The organism is Sulfitobacter sp. 1A12157 (genome assembly GCF_043557345.1).
In the GTDB taxonomy this organism is placed as follows: Bacteria; Pseudomonadota; Alphaproteobacteria; order Rhodobacterales; family Rhodobacteraceae; genus Sulfitobacter.
Window position 1 is genome coordinate 127,500 of record NZ_JBIFFV010000009.1, and the last position, 18,157, is coordinate 145,656.

At 62.9% G+C, this 18,157-nt stretch carries 16 protein-coding genes; 9 read left to right on the forward strand and 7 right to left on the reverse strand.

Going from position 1 to position 18,157, the window contains the following annotated elements; translation table 11 throughout:
• Positions 1-6: 6 nt before the first annotated feature.
• The 8 genes from ACGYLC_RS15270 to ACGYLC_RS15305 all read left to right on the forward strand — a co-directional run bounded on the left by ACGYLC_RS15270 (position 7) and on the right by ACGYLC_RS15305 (position 8,714).
• Positions 7-1,092 (forward strand): ABC transporter ATP-binding protein, encoded by a 1,086-nt coding sequence (locus tag ACGYLC_RS15270; protein WP_394423677.1) that lies wholly within the window; start codon positions 7-9, stop codon positions 1,090-1,092.
• Positions 1,092-2,177, forward strand: a complete 1,086-nt coding sequence (locus tag ACGYLC_RS15275; RefSeq protein WP_394401024.1) for an ABC transporter ATP-binding protein — start codon at positions 1,092-1,094, stop codon at positions 2,175-2,177. The genes ACGYLC_RS15270 and ACGYLC_RS15275 overlap by 1 nt, the downstream gene beginning before the upstream one ends.
• Positions 2,174-3,046 (forward strand): carbohydrate ABC transporter permease, encoded by an 873-nt coding sequence (locus tag ACGYLC_RS15280; RefSeq protein WP_067268460.1) that lies wholly within the window; start codon positions 2,174-2,176, stop codon positions 3,044-3,046. Before ACGYLC_RS15275 ends, ACGYLC_RS15280 begins: the two co-directional genes overlap by 4 nt.
• Positions 3,046-3,933 (forward strand): carbohydrate ABC transporter permease, encoded by an 888-nt coding sequence (locus ACGYLC_RS15285; RefSeq protein WP_394423679.1) that lies wholly within the window; start codon positions 3,046-3,048, stop codon positions 3,931-3,933. Before ACGYLC_RS15280 ends, ACGYLC_RS15285 begins: the two co-directional genes overlap by 1 nt.
• A gap of 15 nt (positions 3,934-3,948) precedes the next feature.
• Positions 3,949-4,221, forward strand: coding sequence for a DUF2160 domain-containing protein (locus ACGYLC_RS15290; protein ID WP_067268456.1), 273 nt, complete (start codon positions 3,949-3,951; stop codon positions 4,219-4,221).
• A gap of 71 nt (positions 4,222-4,292) precedes the next feature.
• Entirely contained in the window at positions 4,293-6,005 is a 1,713-nt protein-coding gene (locus ACGYLC_RS15295; protein ID WP_394423681.1) for an extracellular solute-binding protein, read from the forward strand.
• Positions 6,006-6,081: 76 nt separating this feature from the next.
• A complete protein-coding gene (gene glpK / locus ACGYLC_RS15300) occupies positions 6,082-7,578 on the forward strand; it encodes a glycerol kinase GlpK (protein WP_394423683.1) in 1,497 nt (498 codons plus the stop codon).
• Positions 7,579-7,586: 8 nt separating this feature from the next.
• Positions 7,587-8,714 (forward strand): iron-containing alcohol dehydrogenase, encoded by a 1,128-nt coding sequence (locus ACGYLC_RS15305; protein WP_394423744.1) that lies wholly within the window; start codon positions 7,587-7,589, stop codon positions 8,712-8,714.
• Between the two features lie 33 nt (positions 8,715-8,747).
• Here ACGYLC_RS15305 and ACGYLC_RS15310 read toward each other — a convergent pair whose 3' ends face one another.
• The 7 genes from ACGYLC_RS15310 to ACGYLC_RS15340 form a co-directional block, all read right to left on the reverse strand.
• A complete protein-coding gene (locus ACGYLC_RS15310; RefSeq protein ID WP_394423685.1) occupies positions 8,748-10,142 on the reverse strand; it encodes a M20 family metallopeptidase in 1,395 nt (464 codons plus the stop codon).
• Positions 10,139-11,728, reverse strand: coding sequence for a gamma-glutamyltransferase family protein (locus ACGYLC_RS15315; RefSeq protein WP_394423687.1), 1,590 nt, complete (start codon positions 11,726-11,728; stop codon positions 10,139-10,141). The genes ACGYLC_RS15310 and ACGYLC_RS15315 overlap by 4 nt, the downstream gene beginning before the upstream one ends.
• A gap of 4 nt (positions 11,729-11,732) precedes the next feature.
• Positions 11,733-12,728: an ABC transporter ATP-binding protein gene (locus ACGYLC_RS15320; protein WP_209219165.1), complete on the reverse strand. Its 996-nt coding sequence runs from the start codon at positions 12,726-12,728 to the stop codon at positions 11,733-11,735.
• Positions 12,725-13,723 carry an ABC transporter ATP-binding protein gene (locus tag ACGYLC_RS15325; RefSeq protein WP_394423689.1) on the reverse strand — a complete coding sequence of 333 codons (999 nt, stop codon included), beginning with the start codon at positions 13,721-13,723 and terminating at the stop codon, positions 12,725-12,727. The genes ACGYLC_RS15320 and ACGYLC_RS15325 overlap by 4 nt, the downstream gene beginning before the upstream one ends.
• A gap of 3 nt (positions 13,724-13,726) precedes the next feature.
• A complete protein-coding gene (locus ACGYLC_RS15330) occupies positions 13,727-14,629 on the reverse strand; it encodes an ABC transporter permease (RefSeq protein WP_271690227.1) in 903 nt (300 codons plus the stop codon).
• Between the two features lies 1 nt (position 14,630).
• Positions 14,631-15,548 (reverse strand): ABC transporter permease, encoded by a 918-nt coding sequence (locus tag ACGYLC_RS15335; RefSeq protein WP_136720362.1) that lies wholly within the window; start codon positions 15,546-15,548, stop codon positions 14,631-14,633.
• A gap of 114 nt (positions 15,549-15,662) precedes the next feature.
• On the reverse strand, positions 15,663-17,180 hold the full coding sequence (locus ACGYLC_RS15340; protein WP_394401003.1) for an ABC transporter substrate-binding protein: 1,518 nt from the start codon (positions 17,178-17,180) through the stop codon (positions 15,663-15,665).
• Between the two features lie 164 nt (positions 17,181-17,344).
• Here ACGYLC_RS15340 and ACGYLC_RS15345 point away from each other — a divergent pair, with 164 nt between their 5' ends.
• Entirely contained in the window at positions 17,345-18,127 is a 783-nt protein-coding gene (locus ACGYLC_RS15345; RefSeq protein WP_394401000.1) for an IclR family transcriptional regulator, read from the forward strand.
• Positions 18,128-18,157: the final 30 nt, after the last annotated feature.

An 18,157-nucleotide genomic window follows, 5' to 3' on the forward strand; every position in this document is an offset into this window, starting at 1 on the left:
ACGAACGTGAGTTTGATCCTAAAGAACGTGTCGAAAACGGTGGGCGGTCAAACGCATATCCACCCGACCGACCTGACCTTGGAAAAGGGCACGATGAACGTGCTTTTGGGGCCCACGTCCTCGGGCAAAACGTCCCTGATGCGGCTGATGGCGGGGCTGGATGTGCCGGGTACGGGGCAGGTGATCTGGAACGGCGAAGACGTGACCGGCATGCGGGTGCAGGACCGCAAGGTCGCCATGGTCTATCAGCAGTTCATCAACTACCCCTCGATGACGGTGTACGACAATATCGCCTCGCCGATGAAGCTGGTGGGCAAGTCGAAGGATGAGATCGACCGCGCCGTGCGCGAAACCGCCGAGTTGATGCAGCTCACCCCGATGCTCGACCGCAAACCGCTGGAGCTTTCGGGCGGCCAGCAGCAGCGCTGCGCCTTGGCGCGGGCGCTGGTCAAGAATGCCGGGCTGGTGCTCTTGGACGAGCCGCTGGCCAACCTCGACTACAAGCTGCGCGAAGAACTCCGCGCCGAAATCCCACGCATCTTCGAGCGGGCCGGGTCAATCTTCGTCTATGCCACGACCGAGCCTGAGGAGGCGCTGCTTCTGGGCGGCAATACCGCGACGCTCTGGGAAGGCCGCGTCACGCAATTTGGCCCGACGCCAAGCGTCTACCGCCGGCCCGAGAATGCGACCACCGCGCGGGTGTTCTCCGACCCGCCGATGAACTTCCTCAGCATGACCAAATCGGTCGACACTCTGCGCTTCGACGGGGGTGAGATGGCGGCACCGGCCAGCATGGCCAGCCTGCGCGACGGCGAATATACCGCCGGTTTCCGCCCCAACCACCTGACGCTGAGCGCGCAGGCGCCCGAGGCCATCGGCTTTGACGCGGTGCTGAACGTGACCGAGATCACGGGATCGGAGACCTTTATCCACCTCGATTACCACGGCGCGAAATGGGTCGGTCTGGTGCATGGCATCCAGCATTTGCAGCCCGGCCAGCCGCTGCCGGTCTATCTAAACCCGGCGCATATCTACCTGTTTGACGCGAACGGGGCGCTCGTCTCGGCCGCGCCCTATGCGGAGGCGGCATAATGGCCAAGATCACGCTTGATAACCTCGCCCATTCCTACCTGCCCAATCCCAGCGGTGAAGATGATTTCGCCCTTAAGGAATTGAACCACGACTGGATCGACGGCGAAGCCTATGCGCTTCTGGGCGCGTCGGGCTGTGGCAAATCCACCTTGCTCAACATCATCTCAGGGCTTTTGCAGCCTTCGCAGGGGCGCATCCTGTTTAACGACGTGGACGTGACCCATGCGCCGACCGCCGAGCGCAACATCGCGCAGGTCTTCCAGTTCCCGGTCGTCTACGACACGATGACCGTGCATGACAATCTGGCCTTCCCGCTGCGCAACCGCGGGGCGGATGCCTCTTATGTCGCGTCTCGGGTCCAGCAGATTGCCAAGATGATCGGCATGGAGGATGAACTGAACCGCAAGGCGCGGGGCCTTACCGCAGATGCCAAGCAGAAGATTTCGCTGGGCCGCGGCATGGTGCGTGAGGATGTGAACGCGCTCTTGTTCGACGAGCCGCTCACGGTGATCGACCCCCATATGAAATGGGAGCTGCGCACGCAGCTAAAATCCCTGCACCACGAATTCGGCCATACGATGATCTACGTCACCCATGACCAGACCGAGGCGCTGACCTTCGCCGACAAGGTGGTGGTGATGTATGATGGCCGCGTCGTGCAGATCGGCACGCCGCAAGAGCTTTTCGAGCGGCCCGCCCACACTTTCGTGGGCTATTTCATCGGCTCGCCGGGGATGAACCTCTTTGACGCGCAGATAGCAGGCAATGCCGCGCAGATCGCGGGCACAAGCGTCAATTTGAACAAGACCTACGCCCCCAAGGGCCAGAAAACGCAACTGGGTGTCCGGCCCGAGTTCATTCGGATCAATGGCGAAGGTCTGGGCCTGCCGGCCAAGGTGACCCGTGTCGAGGATGTGGGCCGTCACAAGATCATCCGTCTCGACGTGGCAGGCCAGCAGGTCAGCGCCATTGCCGAAGAAGGCGCGACAGTGCCAAGCGAAAACACCGCGATCAGTTTCGATCCGGCGGGCATCAACGTCTATGACGACGACTGGCGCATCAGCGCAGAGGGAGAGGCCGCATGAACAAGACCGTCAACCAAAAGGCATGGTTCCTTGTCCTGCCGGTGCTGATCCTCGTGGCCTTTTCGGCCGTGATCCCGCTGATGACCGTGGTGAACTACTCGGTGCAAGACACCTTTGGCCGGAACGAATTCTTCTGGGCCGGGCTGGAGTGGTTTTCCGACATGCTCGACAGCGACCGCATGTGGGACGCGCTTGGCCGTCAGCTGATCTTCTCGGGCGTCATTCTGGCCATCGAAATCCCGCTCGGCATCTTTGTCGCGCTCAACATGCCGAAAAACGGGTTCTGGGCCAGCTTCTGTCTGGTGCTTATGTCCTTGCCGCTGCTGATCCCGTGGAACGTGGTCGGCACCATCTGGCAGATCTTTGGCCGCGTCGACATCGGGCTTCTGGGCTATACGCTCGACAAGCTGGGCATCACCTATAACTACACCCAAGACATCACCTCGGCGTGGATCACGGTTGTGGTGATGGATGTCTGGCACTGGACCTCTTTGGTCGCACTTCTGGCCTATGCCGGTCTGCAATCCATTCCAGACGCTTACTATCAGGCGGCCAAGATCGACCAAGCCAGCCGTTGGGCCGTGTTCCGCTACATCGAACTGCCCAAGATGGCGGGCGTGCTGATGATCGCCATTCTGCTGCGCTTCATGGACAGCTTCATGATCTATACAGAGCCGTTCGTCGTGACCGGCGGTGGGCCGGGCAATGCCACGACCTTCCTGTCCATCGACCTCGTGAAAATGGCCATCGGTCAGTTTGACCTTGGCCCCGCAGCGGCGTTCAGCCTGATGTATTTCCTCGTTATCCTGTTGATTTCATGGGTGTTCTACACCGTGATGGTCAACCTCGACAAAAGGGATGGTGTGTGATGACCGACACAACCGTGCAAGCCCCCGGCGCCGCGCCCATTCCGGGTGACGTAACCGCTGCCAAACGCGCTCGCCGCAGCCGCTTCCGGCCCAAAGGCTCGGTGGTGGTGATGACGCTCTACTTGCTGTTCCTGATGCTGCCGATCTATTGGCTCATCAACATGAGCCTCAAGACCAACGCCGAAATCCTCGGGTCCTTCTCGCTCTATCCGCGGGACCTGACGCTGGCGAACTATGCCAAGATCCTTACCGATCCGAGCTGGTACATGGGCTATGTGAACAGTCTGATTTATGTGGTGATGAACACGGTGATCTCGCTCGCCGTGGCGCTGCCGGCGGCCTATGCCTTCTCGCGCTACACGTTTCTGGGCGACAAACACCTGTTCTTCTGGCTGCTGACGAACCGTATGTCGCCGCCCGCCGTGTTCGCGTTGCCGTTCTTTCAGCTCTACTCCTCGGTCAACCTCTTTGACACGCATATCGCCGTGGCGCTGGCGCATTGCCTGTTCAACGTGCCGCTGGCGGTCTGGATCCTCGAAGGGTTCATGCGCGGCGTGCCGAAAGAAATCGACGAGACGGCCTACCTCGATGGCTATTCCTTCCCGCGGTTCTTCATCCGCATCTTCACCCCGCTGATCGCCAGCGGCATCGGGGTCGCGGCCTTCTTCTGCTTCATGTTCTCATGGGTGGAACTGCTGCTGTCGCGCACGCTGACCTCGGTCGATGCCAAACCCATCGCCGCCACCATGACCCGTACCGTCTCCGCCTCGGGCCTCGACTGGGGCGTTCTGGCCGCGGCGGGTGTGCTGACCATCGTGCCGGGCGCGCTGGTGATCTATTTCGTCCGCAACTACATCGCCAAGGGCTTTGCCCTCGGGCGGGTATAAGAGAGGAGACCGCCCATGTCTTGGATGGCCTGGACCATGCCCACCGCGATCTTCTTCGGTGTCATCGCGCTGTTACTCGTGACCTTCACGATCCTCGCGATCAAATTCCCTGAGACGCCCCGCGTGGGCATCCTCAGGATTGAGACAACCCGTGGTGACCGTCTGTTCATCACGCTTCTCGGCTCGGCCTTTATCAATTTGATCTGGCTGGGTTTCGAGGCGGGGCCGCAGCCCTATGCGCTGCTGGTCTGCCTTGCCTATGCCGCAGCCGTATTTCGCTGGGTCTAGGCGCTATCACGGCGGACCCCGGGCAATCCGGGGCCGCCATACGACACGACCAAATGTCTAGGGAGGACATAATGAAACGATCTGTCATGAAATCGAGTACCGCTTTGGCGGTCACGCTTGGTCTGCTCGCCGGGCCAGCATTCGCGGATATGGAAGCCGCGAAGAAGTTCCTCGACGAGGAAATCGAACGCTCCGCGCTGAGCCGCGAAGAGCAGGAAGCGGAGATGCAATTCTTCATCGACGCGGCCGAGCCGTTTAAGGGCATGGACATCAAAGTCGTGTCCGAGACCATCACCACCCACGAATACGAAGCCAACGTGCTGGCCCCGGCCTTCAGCGCGATCACCGGCATCAACATCACCCACGACCTGATCGGCGAGGGCGACGTGGTTGAAAAGCTGCAAACGCAGATGCAGTCGGGCGAGAACATCTACGACGCCTATATTAACGACTCTGACCTGATCGGCACCCACTGGCGCTACAAGCAGGCGCGCAGCCTGACCGACTGGATGGCGAACGAAGGCAAGGACGTGACCAACCCCGGTCTCGATCTGGACGATTACATCGGCCTTGATTTCACCACTTCGCCCGATGGCGAACTGTACCAGCTGCCCGACCAGCAGTTCGCGAACCTCTACTGGTTCCGCCAGGACTGGTTCACCGACCCCGATCTGATGGCCGAGTTCAAAGAGAAATACGGCTATGACCTGGGCGTGCCGGTCAACTGGTCCGCTTACGAAGACATCGCCGAATTCTTCACCGGTCGCACGATTGATGGCGTCGAAGTCTATGGCAACATGGACTACGGCAAGAAAGACCCGAGCCTTGGTTGGCGCTACACCGATGCGTGGCTGTCCATGGCGGGCGGCGGCGATGTGGGTGAACCCAACGGCCTGCCGGTCGACGAATGGGGCATCCGCGTCAACGAAAACTCGCAGCCCGTCGGTTCCTGTGTGACCCGTGGTGGTGCCACCAACGATGCGGCGGCGGTCTATGCGATCACCAAGTCCATCGAATGGCTTGAGAAGTACACGCCCCCCGCAGCCGCGGGCATGACCTTCGGCGAAGCCGGTCCGGTGCCCGCGCAGGGTGCCATCGCACAGCAGATGTTCTGGTACACCGCCTTCACCGCCGACATGGTGAACGACAGCGCCAAGGCCGTGCTGAACGAAGACGGCACGCCCAAGTGGCGCATGGCCCCGAGCCCGCATGGCGCCTACTGGAAAGAAGGTCAGAAGGTTGGCTATCAGGACGTGGGCAGCTGGACGCTGATGGAAAGCACGCCCGTCGACCGCGCCAAGGCCGCATGGCTCTATGCGCAGTTCGTGACCTCGAAAACCGTGGACGTGGAAAAGGCCCATGCCGGTCTGACCTTCATCCGCGAGTCGACCATCCAGCACGAAAGCTTCACCGAGCGTGCGCCGAAACTCGGCGGACTGGTGGAATTCTACCGCTCGCCCGCGCGCACCGCATGGTCGCCCACGGGGACGAACGTGCCGGATTACCCCAAGCTGGCGCAGCTGTGGTGGCAGAACATCGGCGACGCGATGTCGGGTGCGAAGACCCCTCAGGAAGCGCTCGACAGCCTCTGTGCCGAGCAGGAAAAGGTCATGGAACGTCTTGAGCGCGCAGGCGTCCAAGGTGATCTGGGTCCAAAAATGAACGAGGAGCGTGAGGCCTCCTACTGGCTTGAGCAGGAAGGTTCGCCCGTTGCCAAGCTCGACAACGAAGACCCCGAGCCCGAGACCATCAGCTACGAAGAGTTGATCAAGTCCTGGCAGTAAGCCAAACTTACGGGGGCCGGGACGCAGCAGCGTTCCGGCCCCTTTTTCGTTTCATCCAACATCCGGGGGCCGCGCCATGACCCATATCCTCGCCATTGATCAGGGAACCACCTCCTCGCGGGCGATCATCTTTGACGGCAACATGTCGGTGACGGCCACGGCCCAAGAAGAATTCCCGCAGCATTTCCCGCGCTCCGGCTGGGTCGAACATGATCCGGGCGATCTGTGGTCGACGACCGCGGGCACCTGCCGCGCGGTGATCGAAAAGGCCGGTCTGCGCCCCGACGACATCACCGCCATCGGCATCACCAACCAACGCGAGACGACGCTGGTCTGGGACGCGAAAACCGGCAAGCCGGTCCATAACGCCATCGTCTGGCAAGACCGCCGCACCGCCGATTTCTGCCGCGCGCTGCGTGAAAGCGGCGACGACAAGATCATCACCGAACGCACCGGCCTGTTGGCCGATCCCTATTTCTCGGGCACCAAGCTGAAATGGATTCTCGACCACGTCGAAGGCGCGCGCGAGCGGGCGCGGGCGGGCGAGCTGCTTTTCGGCACCGTCGACAGCTATCTGATCTGGAAGCTCACCGGTGGTGCGCGCCATGTGACCGATGCGACCAACGCCGCGCGCACCATGCTCTATGACATCCACAAGGGCCGCTGGAGCACGACGATCTGCAAAATGTTCGACGTGCCGCTCGAAATGCTGCCCGAGGTGCAGGACTGCGCCGCCGATTTCGGCACCACGCGGCCTGACCTCTTTGGACGCGAGATCCCGATCCTCGGCGTCGCGGGTGACCAGCAGGCGGCGACGATCGGGCAGGCCTGTTTCCAACCCGGCATGATGAAGTCGACCTATGGCACCGGCTGTTTTGCCCTGCTGAACACGGGCGAGACGGCGGTGACCTCGACCAACCGGCTACTCACCACCATCGCCTACCAGCTTGATGGCAAGCCGACCTATGCGCTCGAAGGCTCGATCTTCGTCGCCGGGGCCGTGGTGCAATGGCTGCGCGACGGGCTCAAGATGATCCGCGAGGCGGGCGAGACGCAGGCTCTGGCCGAGCAGGCCGATCCGCATCAGAACGTGGTGCTGGTGCCTGCCTTCGTGGGCCTCGGCGCGCCATATTGGAACGCCGAATGCCGCGGCGCGATCTATGGGCTGACGCGCAACTCCGGCCCTGCGGAACTCGCGCGGGCCGCACTCGAAAGCGTGGGCTACCAGACCCGTGACCTCTTGGAAGCGATGCAAGCCGATTGGGCCGCCCAAGGCCAGCCGGGCGAGATTGCCACCCTGCGCGTCGACGGCGGGATGAGTGCCAGTGACTGGGCGATGCAGTTCCTCTCGGACGTGATCGGCGCTTCGGTTGATCGCCCCGATGTGCTGGAAACCACAGCACTTGGTGCCGCGTGGCTCGCCGGGCAGCGGGCGGGCATCTACCCTGATATGGAGGGTTTCGCCCGCGAATGGGCGCTTGACCGGCGATTTGAGACCCAGATGGACGAGGCCGCGCGCCAAGAGAAATACGGCGCATGGCAGCGGGCTGTTCAGGCGACGTTGCAGTTCTGATGCAGACGATCCCCCCTTTCGGTTTCGCCACCGCCGGACGCATCCGTTTTGGCCGCGGTGTGGCGGGTGAAGCGGTGACCGCTGCGCGAGGCTATGGGCGGCAGGTGCTTTTGCTGCGCGGCGGTTCTGTCGCTTGGGTCGATGAACTGGCGCGCGATTTGGCAGCGGCGGGCTGCGAGGTGACCCAGTTGCGCGGCAGCGGCGAGCCGTCGGTCGAAGACGTGCGCGCCGCCGTGGCGGCGGGGCGCGGGGCTGAGGTCGTGCTGGGCGCGGGCGGCGGCGCGGTGATCGACCTTGCCAAAGCCTCCGCGGCGCTGATCCCGTCGGAGTGCGATGTGATGGAGCATCTCGAAGTCGTGGGCGCGGGCAGGCCCTTGCAGGCCGATCCCCTGCCGATGATCGCGATCCCCACCACCGCAGGCACCGGGGCCGAGGTCACCAAGAACGCCGTCATCTCCGTGCCGGAGGCCGCGCGAAAAGTCAGCCTGCGCGACGACCGCATGCTGCCCCGTCTGGCCTTGGTCGACCCCGCGCTGACCGATGGCGCGCCGCGCGGGGTGACCTTGGGGTCCGGCCTCGACGCGCTGGTGCAGGTGATCGAACCCTATCTGTCCAGCAAGGCCAACCCGCTGAGCGATGCGCTTTGCCGTGCGGCGATCCCGCAGGGCATCGCCGCGCTCAAACGTCTGGCCGAGGGCGAGGATCAGCCCGCGCGGGATGCGCTGGCCTATGTCAGTCTCTCGGGCGGTTTGGCGCTGGCCAATGCGGGGCTCGGGGCCGTGCATGGGCTGGCAGGTGTGATCGGCGGGCGTTTCGGCGCGCCGCATGGGCTGATTTGCGGGCGTTTGCTCGGGCCGGTTCTGGCGGCCAACAGGGATGCGATGGGGGCCTCGGACCGGTTTTCGGAGGTGCAGATGTGGCTCTCCGGCGGGTTCGGCCTGCCTGAGCAGGGCACGTTCGACGCGCTGACCGACATGCTAGATGACTGGGGGCTGGACCGGTTGGCCCGGAGGATCCCTGATGATGCGGATCTGGGCGAGACGGCCCGCGAGGCAGCGGCCTCTTCCTCCATGCGCGCAAACCCTTGCGTGCTTGAGGCGGAAACCCTCGAAGCCTGCATCCGCGCGGCAATGTAGCGGGCAGGGGCCACGGCCCCCGCCCGGCAGTTGTCACGCGGCGCGGGGCGGCGTGTTGCCTTCGCCCAAATCCCAGAACACGCCCGCCATCACCCGCAGCGCATCGCGGCAGACGGGTTTCAACACATGTTCGTCCGGCGCGTGCTGCGAACAGCTGCGGTAGGAATGCGGCACCCAGACGGTCGGCAGCCCCAGAATATCGCTGAAACTGTCGTTGGGCAGCGAGCCTGCGAGGTTGGGCAGGATATGCGGCGCTTTCCCGGCGCTTTTCGTCAGAGAATCAGCCACGAATTTGACCCAAGGGTGATCCGCATCCAGCCGGGTCGCGCGGAAGAACCCGCGGTCGTGGGGCTCAATCCGCACATCTTCGAAGCCGTGTTTATCAAGGTGGCGGCGCAGCGCGGGCAGGATGTCTTCGGGATCGGTGCCGACGACATAGCGCAATTGGCAGGTGGCCGTCGCATGGGCCGAGATCGCGTTGACTGGCGCTTCGGGCACGCCGCTTTTCATCGCGAGAATGGCAAAGCTGTTCCAACCGTAGGCGCGCTCGACCGGGGTCAGGTCTTCTTCGCCCCAGTCGGTGTCGATGGCGGGGCCATCGTCGCTTTCGATCGGCAGGTCTTTCAACGCCGCGCGAACCGAGGGGGTCAGGCTGTCGGGCCGCCACTCGGGGATCTGGATTTGCCCGCGTTTGTCGGTGATGGTCGACAGCGCCTGCGCCAAGATCATCGCCGGATCGGCCAGCAAGCCGCCCCAGTTGCCCGAGTGATGCGCGCCTTCGCGTTTGTCGACGATCAGATCAAACGACACGCCCCCGCGCGACCCCATGAACATGGTCGGCACTTCGGGTTGCAGCCGCGGCCCGTCCGAGGCGATGAGCACATCGGCAGTCAGTTCCTCACGGTGTTCGGCAAAGAACTCGGGCAGGCCCGCGCTGCCGGTCTCCTCACTCATCTCAATCACGATGCGGCAGTTGAAACCCAGCTTGCCACGGGTTTTCAGCACCGCTTCGATGGCGGCGATGTTGATCAGGTGCTGGCCCTTGTTGTCGGCGGTGCCGCGGCCATAAAGCTTGTCGCCTTCTTCGACCAGTTTGAAAGGATGCAACCCCTCGCGCCACTGGTCGGTCTGGGCGCGGATCACGTCGCCGTGGCCATAGGTCAGCACGGTCGGCAGGTCGTCGCCCTCGCGGCGCTCGCCCACCAGAAAGGGGCCGCCGCGTGGGTCGGAATTGTCGTGAAAGCGACAGGCAAAGCCCATCGCCGTCAGCCGCGGCTCCATCGTCTCGACCAGATAGCGTTTGAGTTCGGGAGCTTGGTCGGAGTTCTGGCTTTCGGTCTCGTAGGAAACGAGATTGGCCAGTTCGGCTTGGAACGTCCCCTCATCGAAATAGGTCGAGATCGCTTCGATCGCTTGATCGCGGGTCATGCTTCAATGTCCTTTGTCATATCTTCGGAAATGGCGTCGCCCCAAGGCGACATGATCTCGGTGCAGCCGGAATTCTGCCCGTTTGTGCGCATCACGCCTGCGGGACAGGCGAAAGCGTAGGGAAAGATCGTGCGTTTGGTCTCGGCGACCTCATTGTTCTCGCGCAGCCGGTCGAGCACTTCGCGCGGCAGGCTTTCATCGGCAATAAGATGGTTTACGTCCGAGGCGTCGATGCGCGGGGCGTGGAAACTGTCTTCGAGCGACATGTCGAAATCGGTGACGAAGGAGGACAGTTGCGCCACCGCGCCTAGAATCTTGCGACCGCCGGAAGCCCCGAAGGCGAAGCGTTTGTCGCCCTGTTCGCCGATCACCGGGCAGACGTTCATCAGGCAGCGCTTGTTCGGCCCCAAAGAATTCGGGCGGCCCTGAACCGGGTCGAACCACATGATGCCGTTGTTCATCAAAAAGCCCGTGGAGGGCGAGACGACGCGGGAGCCGAAGATCGACAGGAGCGTCTGCGTCTGCGCCACCATATTCCCATAACGGTCGACGACCGAGAAATGCGTGGTGCAGCCCGGGGCTTCGGGGCTTTCGCCGGTGTCGCCCATGGAGCCGAGCCTGCGGGCATAGGCGCCTTTGAGCGCCTCGGCCATGGCGGCATAGCTGTCGGGGCCGGGGGCTTGCCCGAGGTCTTCGGTCGCGAGGGAAGCAAAGGTGTCGCGGAAGGTCGGCCCGGCGGTCAGCCCCGGCACGACATGGAAACGCGCATGGCGGTAGGCGAAGTCGAGCGGCGCGCTGAATTCGGCGCGGTAAGCTTGCAGGTCGTCGTGGCTGAGGCAGCCGCCTTTCTCCTGCACATCCCGCGCCATCGCGGCCCCGAGGTCACCATCATAGAGCGCGCGCGCCCCGTGCCGCGCGATCTGGTCAAGGCTGTCGGCCATGCGCGATTGGTCCAGCCGTTTTTCGGCCAGCGCGGTCCAGCCGCTGATCGTCGGCCATTGCCCGTCTTCGAGGAAGAGGTCCGCCGCATCCGCATCCTTGGCCAGTTCGCGCGTGCAAGAGGCGATGACCAGCGCGGCATACCAATCCACCAACAGACCCTTGCGGGCATGTTCGATCGCCGGGGCAAGCAGATCGGCCCAAGGCATCTTGCCGAACCGTTCATGCGCTTGGCCCAGCCCGTCGACCACGCCGGGCACGGCGATGGCGGTGGCGCCTTGGACGTTGCGGTCTCCCTCGACATGTTCCCAGGGGAAGAGATCGCCCGCCTTGCCCCGCCCGCTCAGCGGATAGTTCGCGGGATCGAGCGCGCGGGGGCTGCGCATCCCGTGGTTGAGCGCATGGGCTTGGCCTTCCTCGGCGCGCCAGAGCATCATCGCCCCGCCGCCCGCAGGGCCGCTCATCCAAGGTTCCAACACGCCGATGACGAAAGAAGTGGCCACGGTGGCATCCACCGCATCGCCCCCTGCCGCAAGCACCTCGGCCCCCGCGATTGCTGCCAACCGATGCTGCGCGGCGACGACGCCATGTTCGGTTTCGATGACGGTTTTGCGGGTTTGACTGCTGTGCGACAGGTTCGATGACATGGGATTACTCTTGTTCGTACATGGGGGTTTCCGGATCGTGCAGGTGGCAGGCGACATGCCCCTGCGGGATCGGGGTGTGACGCGGTGCCTTTTGCTTGCACAGATCCGTCGCGCGCGGGCAGCGCGGGTGGAAATGACAACCGGGCGGCGGCGCGATCGGGTTCGGGTAGGCCATGCCAAGCTGCGTGTCCGGCACGCCCAAACCGGGCTCAGGCGTCAGCACGGATTTCAAAAGCGCCTTGGTGTAAGGGTGGCGCGGCGCATCAAACAGACCGGCGACCGAGTTCTGCTCCACGATCTCGCCCAGATACATCACCGCCACGCGGGTGGCGAGATGTTCGACCACCGCGAGGTCATGGCTGATGAAGAGGTATGTCAGGCCGAACTCTTCGCGCAGCTCGCCCAGAAGGTTGAGGATCTGGCTTTGGACCGAGACATCCAGCGCCGAGGTCGGCTCGTCGCAGATCACCACCTCGGGCTTCATGATCAGCGCGCGGGCGATGGCCACACGCTGGCGCTGCCCGCCCGACATCTGGCTGGGGTAGGTGTTGATCACCCGCTGCGGCAGGCCCACAACGTCGAGGATCTCCTTCACCTTTTTCTTGCGGCTCTCCTCGTCACCGATGTTGTGCACCCGCAGCGGCAGAGAGATCACGTCATAGATGCTCTTGCGCGGGTTGAGCGAGGAATAGGGGTCTTGAAAGATCGGCTGAATCCGCCGCGCCAGCGCCAGACGGCCCTGTTGGGTAATCTCTTCACCGTCGATCTTAACGTGACCCGCGGTCGGCTCCTCCAGCCCCAAAAGGATTTTGGCAAGGGTGGATTTGCCGCAACCGGATTCACCGACGAGGCCCAGCACCTCCCCCTTGCCCAATTGCAGCGACACATCATTCACCGCCGTGAGCGGTTTGACCTTGCCGAACATGCCCTGTTTCACCCGGTAGGTCTTGCTGACGCCGGAAAGCTCCAGCACCGGGGGTGTGTTCACGCTGTCCTTCATACGGTCAGCTCCTTCTCGGAATGGCGTTTGCCATCGGGGAAAATGCAGCGGAAGGCGTGGTTGCCGTCCTCGCGCTTGGGGATGTCGCCACGGCATTCGGCCACGGCATGGGGGCAGCGGGTGCGGAAGACGCAGCCTTCGACCGCGCCCACCAGCGAGGGCACAATGCCCGGGATCGTACCCAGTTTCGCGCCGCGGTCGGTCTTGCCGGGGAGCGGGATGCAGCGCAGCAGCCCGCGGGTGTAGGGATGCGAGGGGGCGTTAAAGATATCGCCCACCGGGCCGGTCTCGACCAACTCGCCCGCGTACATCACCGCGACCTTGTCGGCCACGCGGGCCACGACCCCGAGGTCATGGGTGATCAGGATCACGGCCATGTTCATCTCGCGCCCCAGATCGTGCAGCAGCCGCAGGATCTGCGCCTGAATGGTCACGTCGAGCGCGGTTGTCGGCTCGTCCGCGATGATCAGTTCGGGCTCGCACATCAGCGCCATGGCGATCATCACACGCTGGCGCAACCCGCCCGACAGCTGGTGCGGGTACTGCGACAGACGGCTCTCGGCGGCGGTAATGCCGACCTTTTCCAAAAGCTCGATGGCCCGCGCCCGCGCCTGCTGGCGGCTGACCTTGCGGTGCAGCAGCAGCGCCTCGGCCAGCTGGTCGCCGATGGTGTAGGCCGGGTTGAGCGAGGTCATCGGCTCTTGAAAGATCATCGACATCCGCGCCCCGCGCAGCCTGCGCATCTGGCCGTGGCTGGCGGTGGTCAACTCGGTCCCGTCAAAGGTCATCCGGTCGGCGCTGCGTTTGATGGATTTGCCCAAAAGCCCCATCAGCGCAAGCGAGGTGAGCGATTTGCCCGAGCCGCTTTCGCCGACGATGCAGAGGGTCTCGCCACGGTTAAGGTCGAAGTCGATGCCGCGCACCGCATGTAGGGTGCCGCCGCCCGTGGGAATGTCGAGCCGCAGGTTGCGGACGCTCAGAAGGGGTTCTGTCATGGGTCAGCTCCGGTTTTCGGGGGCAGTGACGTCGCGCAGACCGTCACCCATCAGGTTGATTGCCAGCACCAGCACGAAAAGCACGGCGCCCGGGATCAGCACGAGCCACGGCTCGAAGAGCATCATGTTCTTGCCTTCTGAGACCATCAGCCCCCAGCTCGGCGTCGGCGGCTGCACCCCAAGGCCGAGGAAGGAGAGCGCCGCTTCCAGCAGGATCGCATGGGCCATTTCCAGCGTCACCACGACGATGAGGTTGTTGGCGATATTGGGCATGATCTCGGACAAGAGGATGCGCGGGGTAGAGGCACCGATGACCTGCGCCGCCGCCACATATTCACGCCGCCGCACCTGCATGGTCGAGGCGCGCATGACCACCGCGAAACGGTCCCAAAGCAGCAGGCCCAGCACCATGATCACCACTTGCAGCGACCCGCCAAGGATCGCCACCACGGCCAGCGCCACCAGCACCACCGGCATCGCAAGACGCACGTTGATGAGGAAGGTGACGACCGCATCGACCTTGCCGCCAAAGTAGCCAGCAGCCACGCCCATGGCGGTGCCGATCAGGCCCGAGATCAGCGCCGCCACGGCCCCGATCAGCAGCGAAATCCGTGCACCATAGATGAGACGCGACAGGTAATCGCGGCCCAGATGATCGGTGCCCAAGGGATGCTCCCATGTGCCGCCCATGAACACGGGGGGCTCCATCCGGGTCATCAGACTTTGGGCATAGGGATCATGCGGCGCAATCCACGGCGCGAGAATCGCGATGATCGTGAGGATGATCAGAACGACCGCCCCGATCAGCAGACCTTGGTGCCCGAAGATGCGCTTGCGCAGCATCTGGCCGGGGGTCGGGCCGGTGATTTCGTCCAAAAGGCTGTCATGTGTGCTTGCCGTGGCCATGTCAGCTGCTCCTCATGCGGGGGTCGAGCCATGCGTTCAGCACGTCTGCGAGGAAGGTGAAAACAATGTAGAACATCGAGAAGATCAGGATCAGCGCCTGCACGGTGGGCAGATCGTTGCGCGCGATGCTCTCCCAGGCCAGATAGCCCGCGCCATGCAGCGCGAAGATCGACTCGACCACGATGGAGCCGCCCAGCATGAAGCCCATCTGCACGGCGGCGAGGCTGACCACCGGGATGATCGCGTTGCGCAGCGCGTGGCGGAAAAGCACCCTGCGCTCGTTGGCGCCCTTGGCCCGCGCGGTGCGGATGTAGTCGGAGTTCAACACGTCCAGCATGCCCGCGCGCGTCAGGCGCATGATCGCGGGCATGGCGTAATAGCCCAGCACCACGGTCGGCAGGATGAAATGGCGCCATGTGTCGGTGCCCGAAGGTGGCAGCCAGCCCAGTTGGATGGCGAAGACCACGATGAGGATCAGGCCGAACCAGAAGCTCGGCATCGCTTGGCCGGCGACCGATATGAAGAGCGCCACACGGTCGATGATCGAATTGGGGCGAATCGCGGCGACTACGCCCAAGGGCACGGCGGTCAGCAGCGCGAAGGTGATCCCGCAGACGCCGAGCGTCATGGTTACGCTCAACCGGTCAGCGATGAGCGAGGCGACGGGCAGGCGGAAATAGTAGCTTTCGCCGAAATCGCCCTGAAGGGCCGAGAACAGCCATTCGCCATATTGCACCAGCATCGGACGGTCGAAACCATAGAGACGGCGCAGGGCCTCGATATCTTCGCCACTGGCGGTTTCACCCGCAAGTGCTGCGGCGGGGTCGCCCGACAGGAACAGCAGGCTAAAGCTGATAAACGACACGGTGAAGGCCACGAGAAGGGCCAGTCCCAATCGTTTGAGAATGAATTGAAGCACGGGTGCAACTACCTTGAGGCTGCGCCGCAGGCGGGGGCCTGCCGCGTGGGTCTGGGTTGGGTGCGGAAGGGGAGAAGGGCAGGGGCACCGGTCACGGCGCCCCCGCCGATTGGTTTACTTCCAGCTGGCCGTGGTGAAGCGCAGAACTTCGTCGGCTGTGGGGGTGTATTCCACCTCATTGGTGGTCACATAGTTGGTGTTGTAGGAGAACATCGGCGCCCAATAGGCTTCCTCGGTGATGCGTTCGATCGCCTTGGAGTAGTTCTCTTTACGGACCTCGGGATCGGTCGAGCTGTCGGCGATGTTGAGGTATTCCAGCGTCTCGTCGTCCATCGCGTAGTCGAGCGAGCCATGTTTGAAGAACTGGCTGACCATGGCGGAGGCGTCGTTAATCGAATAGCTGCCCCATGTCTGGAACGACACGGCGGTTTCGCCCTTCATGTTCTGCTCCCGCAGGGCGGAATATTGCAACATCTTGAAGTTGGTATCGATGCCCACGGCGTTCAGGTAGCTGGTGATCGCCTCGGCATATTCGCGGTCGCGATAGGCGTAGAAGTCGATGGTCAGACCGTCTTCGTAGCCCGCCTCGGCCAGCAATTCCTTGGCTTTCTCGGGGTTGTATTCATACTTCACCGCCGCCTCTTCGTCACAGCCGAACTGGCTGGGGAAGCAGGGGGTGTAGACGACCTTGGATTTGCCTTTGAGCAGCGCGTCGACCAGTTCCTGACGGTTGATGGCGTAGTTCACGGCCTTGCGCACGCGCACGTCGGTGAAGGGGCTGTCCTCGGACCGGCCTGCCGCATCGAGCGTCAGATAGCCCACACGCATGGTGGATTCGTTGGAGACCTGGAACTCATCCCGCTCGGCCAGCTTTTCGGCCTGGTCCGACGGCACCTGCCAGATCAGATCAAGCGAGCCGCTAAAGAGTTCGGCCATCTGCGTGTTCACATCCGGGATGGTGCGGATGTCGATGTTCTTGATGCTGGGCTTGCCCTTGGGGCTGTCGTGATAGCCCTCATAGGCTTCCAGTTTGAAGTGCTGGCCGGGGACGACTTCGGTCACCTTGTAAGGGCCGGTGCCGACGGGTTTGAGGCCCATGCCTTCGGGGCCGGCTTCTTCGTAATAGTCGCTGGGATACATCGAAACGGGGCCAGAGAGGAATTCAATCGCCGCCGGGAACTTCTCTTTCAGCATGATGCGCACGGTGTAATCGTCGACCTTCTCGGCCGATTTCATCCAGTTCACGTTGCGCTGCGTTTTCACGCCGTTAGCTTCATCGGCGACGTAGTTCACGGTAAAGACCACGTCATCGGCGGTGAAGTCCGACCCGTCGTGGAATTTCACGCCTTCGCGCAGTTTGAATTCGATGGTCGTGTCGTCGATCCATTCCCATTCGGTGGCGAGGTTGCCGATGTATTCGTTGCTGACCGGATCGCGGTAGATCAGACCATCCCAGACCGCGCGTTGCAGCACCACGCCTTCGCGAGACGAGTTGAAGTAGCTGTCGACGTTCTCAAGCTCTTTGGTGAAGGCGACATTCAGCGTGTCATTGGCTTTGTCCGCCCAAGCCGCGCCGGTGGCGGCGGCCAGGACAAGTCCGGTGATGGTTGATTTCAGGACCGTGGATTTCATGGTCAACTCCCCTGTTGGTTAACGAATTCGGTTCCGTATCTTTTTGGCTTGCGCATCGTATCATATAGTAATACTTGATATCGCAATACGATTAATAAACGCAATCGGACCGACATACGTCAAGCCCCGGTGTGAACGATTGGGCCAGTTTTCAGGGTAGGTGATTGGAAAAGAAGCAAAATACCCTCTACGTCGGGTCGCTCGCTAAGGGGTTGCGGCTGCTCCGCGCCTTCGATGAATCGCATACGGAATTGTCGTTGGTCGAGCTTGCCGCGCGCAGCGGATTGGACAAAAGCGCGGTTCAGAGGCTGGCGAATACGCTGCATATCGAAGGCATGTTGGAAAAGGATCCGGCAACGCGGCGCTACCGCCCGTCCCATGCATGGCTCGAACTGGCCTATGCCTATTACTGGTCTGATCAATTGGTCGGGCAGGCGATTCCCAAGCTGATCGACCTCAGCCAAGAGATCGGGGAGACGGTGAACCTCGCCGAGCTTTCGACCGATCACATCATCTACGTCAGTCGCTTGCCTTGCCAACGGACCTACTTCGCGGCCACGGTGATCGGGCGGCGGTTGCCTGCGCTTTCAACGTCGGCGGGCCGGGCGATCATCTCGACCTTCTCGCCCGAAGACCGGGAAGAGGCGATCGAGACTTGGCCGCTCAAGCCCTTTACCGCGCGCACCACGATGGACCGCGCCACGATCCGCAACAGCATTGGGGAGGCCGTGCAGCAGGGCTATGCGATCTCCAGCGATCAGATGATTTTGTCTGAGATTGGCGTGGCCTGTCCGATCATCGGCCCCGATGGGCGGGCCTTTGCGGCGGTGCAATCTTCGGTCTCGGCGCATACTTGGACGCGGGAGCGGATCAGGGCCGAGATTCTGCCGCGCCTGCAGGACACCGCGAACGCCATTTCACCCTCATCACAGGTGCACCGGCGTTAGAAAAAGGGCCGGGGCATTGCCGCCCCGACC

Bases quoted from the DNA above. Each gene is read 5' to 3' on its own strand.
- ACGYLC_RS15275 (WP_394401024.1), top strand. From the start codon at position 1,092: ATGGCCAAGATCACGCTTGATAACCTCGCCCATTCCTACCTGCCCAAT.
- ACGYLC_RS15280 (WP_067268460.1), top strand. From the start codon at position 2,174: ATGAACAAGACCGTCAACCAAAAGGCATGGTTCCTTGTCCTGCCGGTG.
- ACGYLC_RS15285 (WP_394423679.1), top strand. From the start codon at position 3,046: ATGACCGACACAACCGTGCAAGCCCCCGGCGCCGCGCCCATTCCGGGT.
- ACGYLC_RS15290 (WP_067268456.1), top strand. From the start codon at position 3,949: ATGTCTTGGATGGCCTGGACCATGCCCACCGCGATCTTCTTCGGTGTC.
- ACGYLC_RS15295 (WP_394423681.1), top strand. From the start codon at position 4,293: ATGAAACGATCTGTCATGAAATCGAGTACCGCTTTGGCGGTCACGCTT.
- glpK (WP_394423683.1), top strand. From the start codon at position 6,082: ATGACCCATATCCTCGCCATTGATCAGGGAACCACCTCCTCGCGGGCG.
- ACGYLC_RS15310 (WP_394423685.1), bottom strand. From the start codon at position 10,142: ATGACCCGCGATCAAGCGATCGAAGCGATCTCGACCTATTTCGATGAG.
- ACGYLC_RS15315 (WP_394423687.1), bottom strand. From the start codon at position 11,728: ATGTCATCGAACCTGTCGCACAGCAGTCAAACCCGCAAAACCGTCATC.
- ACGYLC_RS15320 (WP_209219165.1), bottom strand. From the start codon at position 12,728: ATGAAGGACAGCGTGAACACACCCCCGGTGCTGGAGCTTTCCGGCGTC.
- ACGYLC_RS15325 (WP_394423689.1), bottom strand. From the start codon at position 13,723: ATGACAGAACCCCTTCTGAGCGTCCGCAACCTGCGGCTCGACATTCCC.
- ACGYLC_RS15330 (WP_271690227.1), bottom strand. From the start codon at position 14,629: ATGGCCACGGCAAGCACACATGACAGCCTTTTGGACGAAATCACCGGC.
- ACGYLC_RS15340 (WP_394401003.1), bottom strand. From the start codon at position 17,180: ATGAAATCCACGGTCCTGAAATCAACCATCACCGGACTTGTCCTGGCC.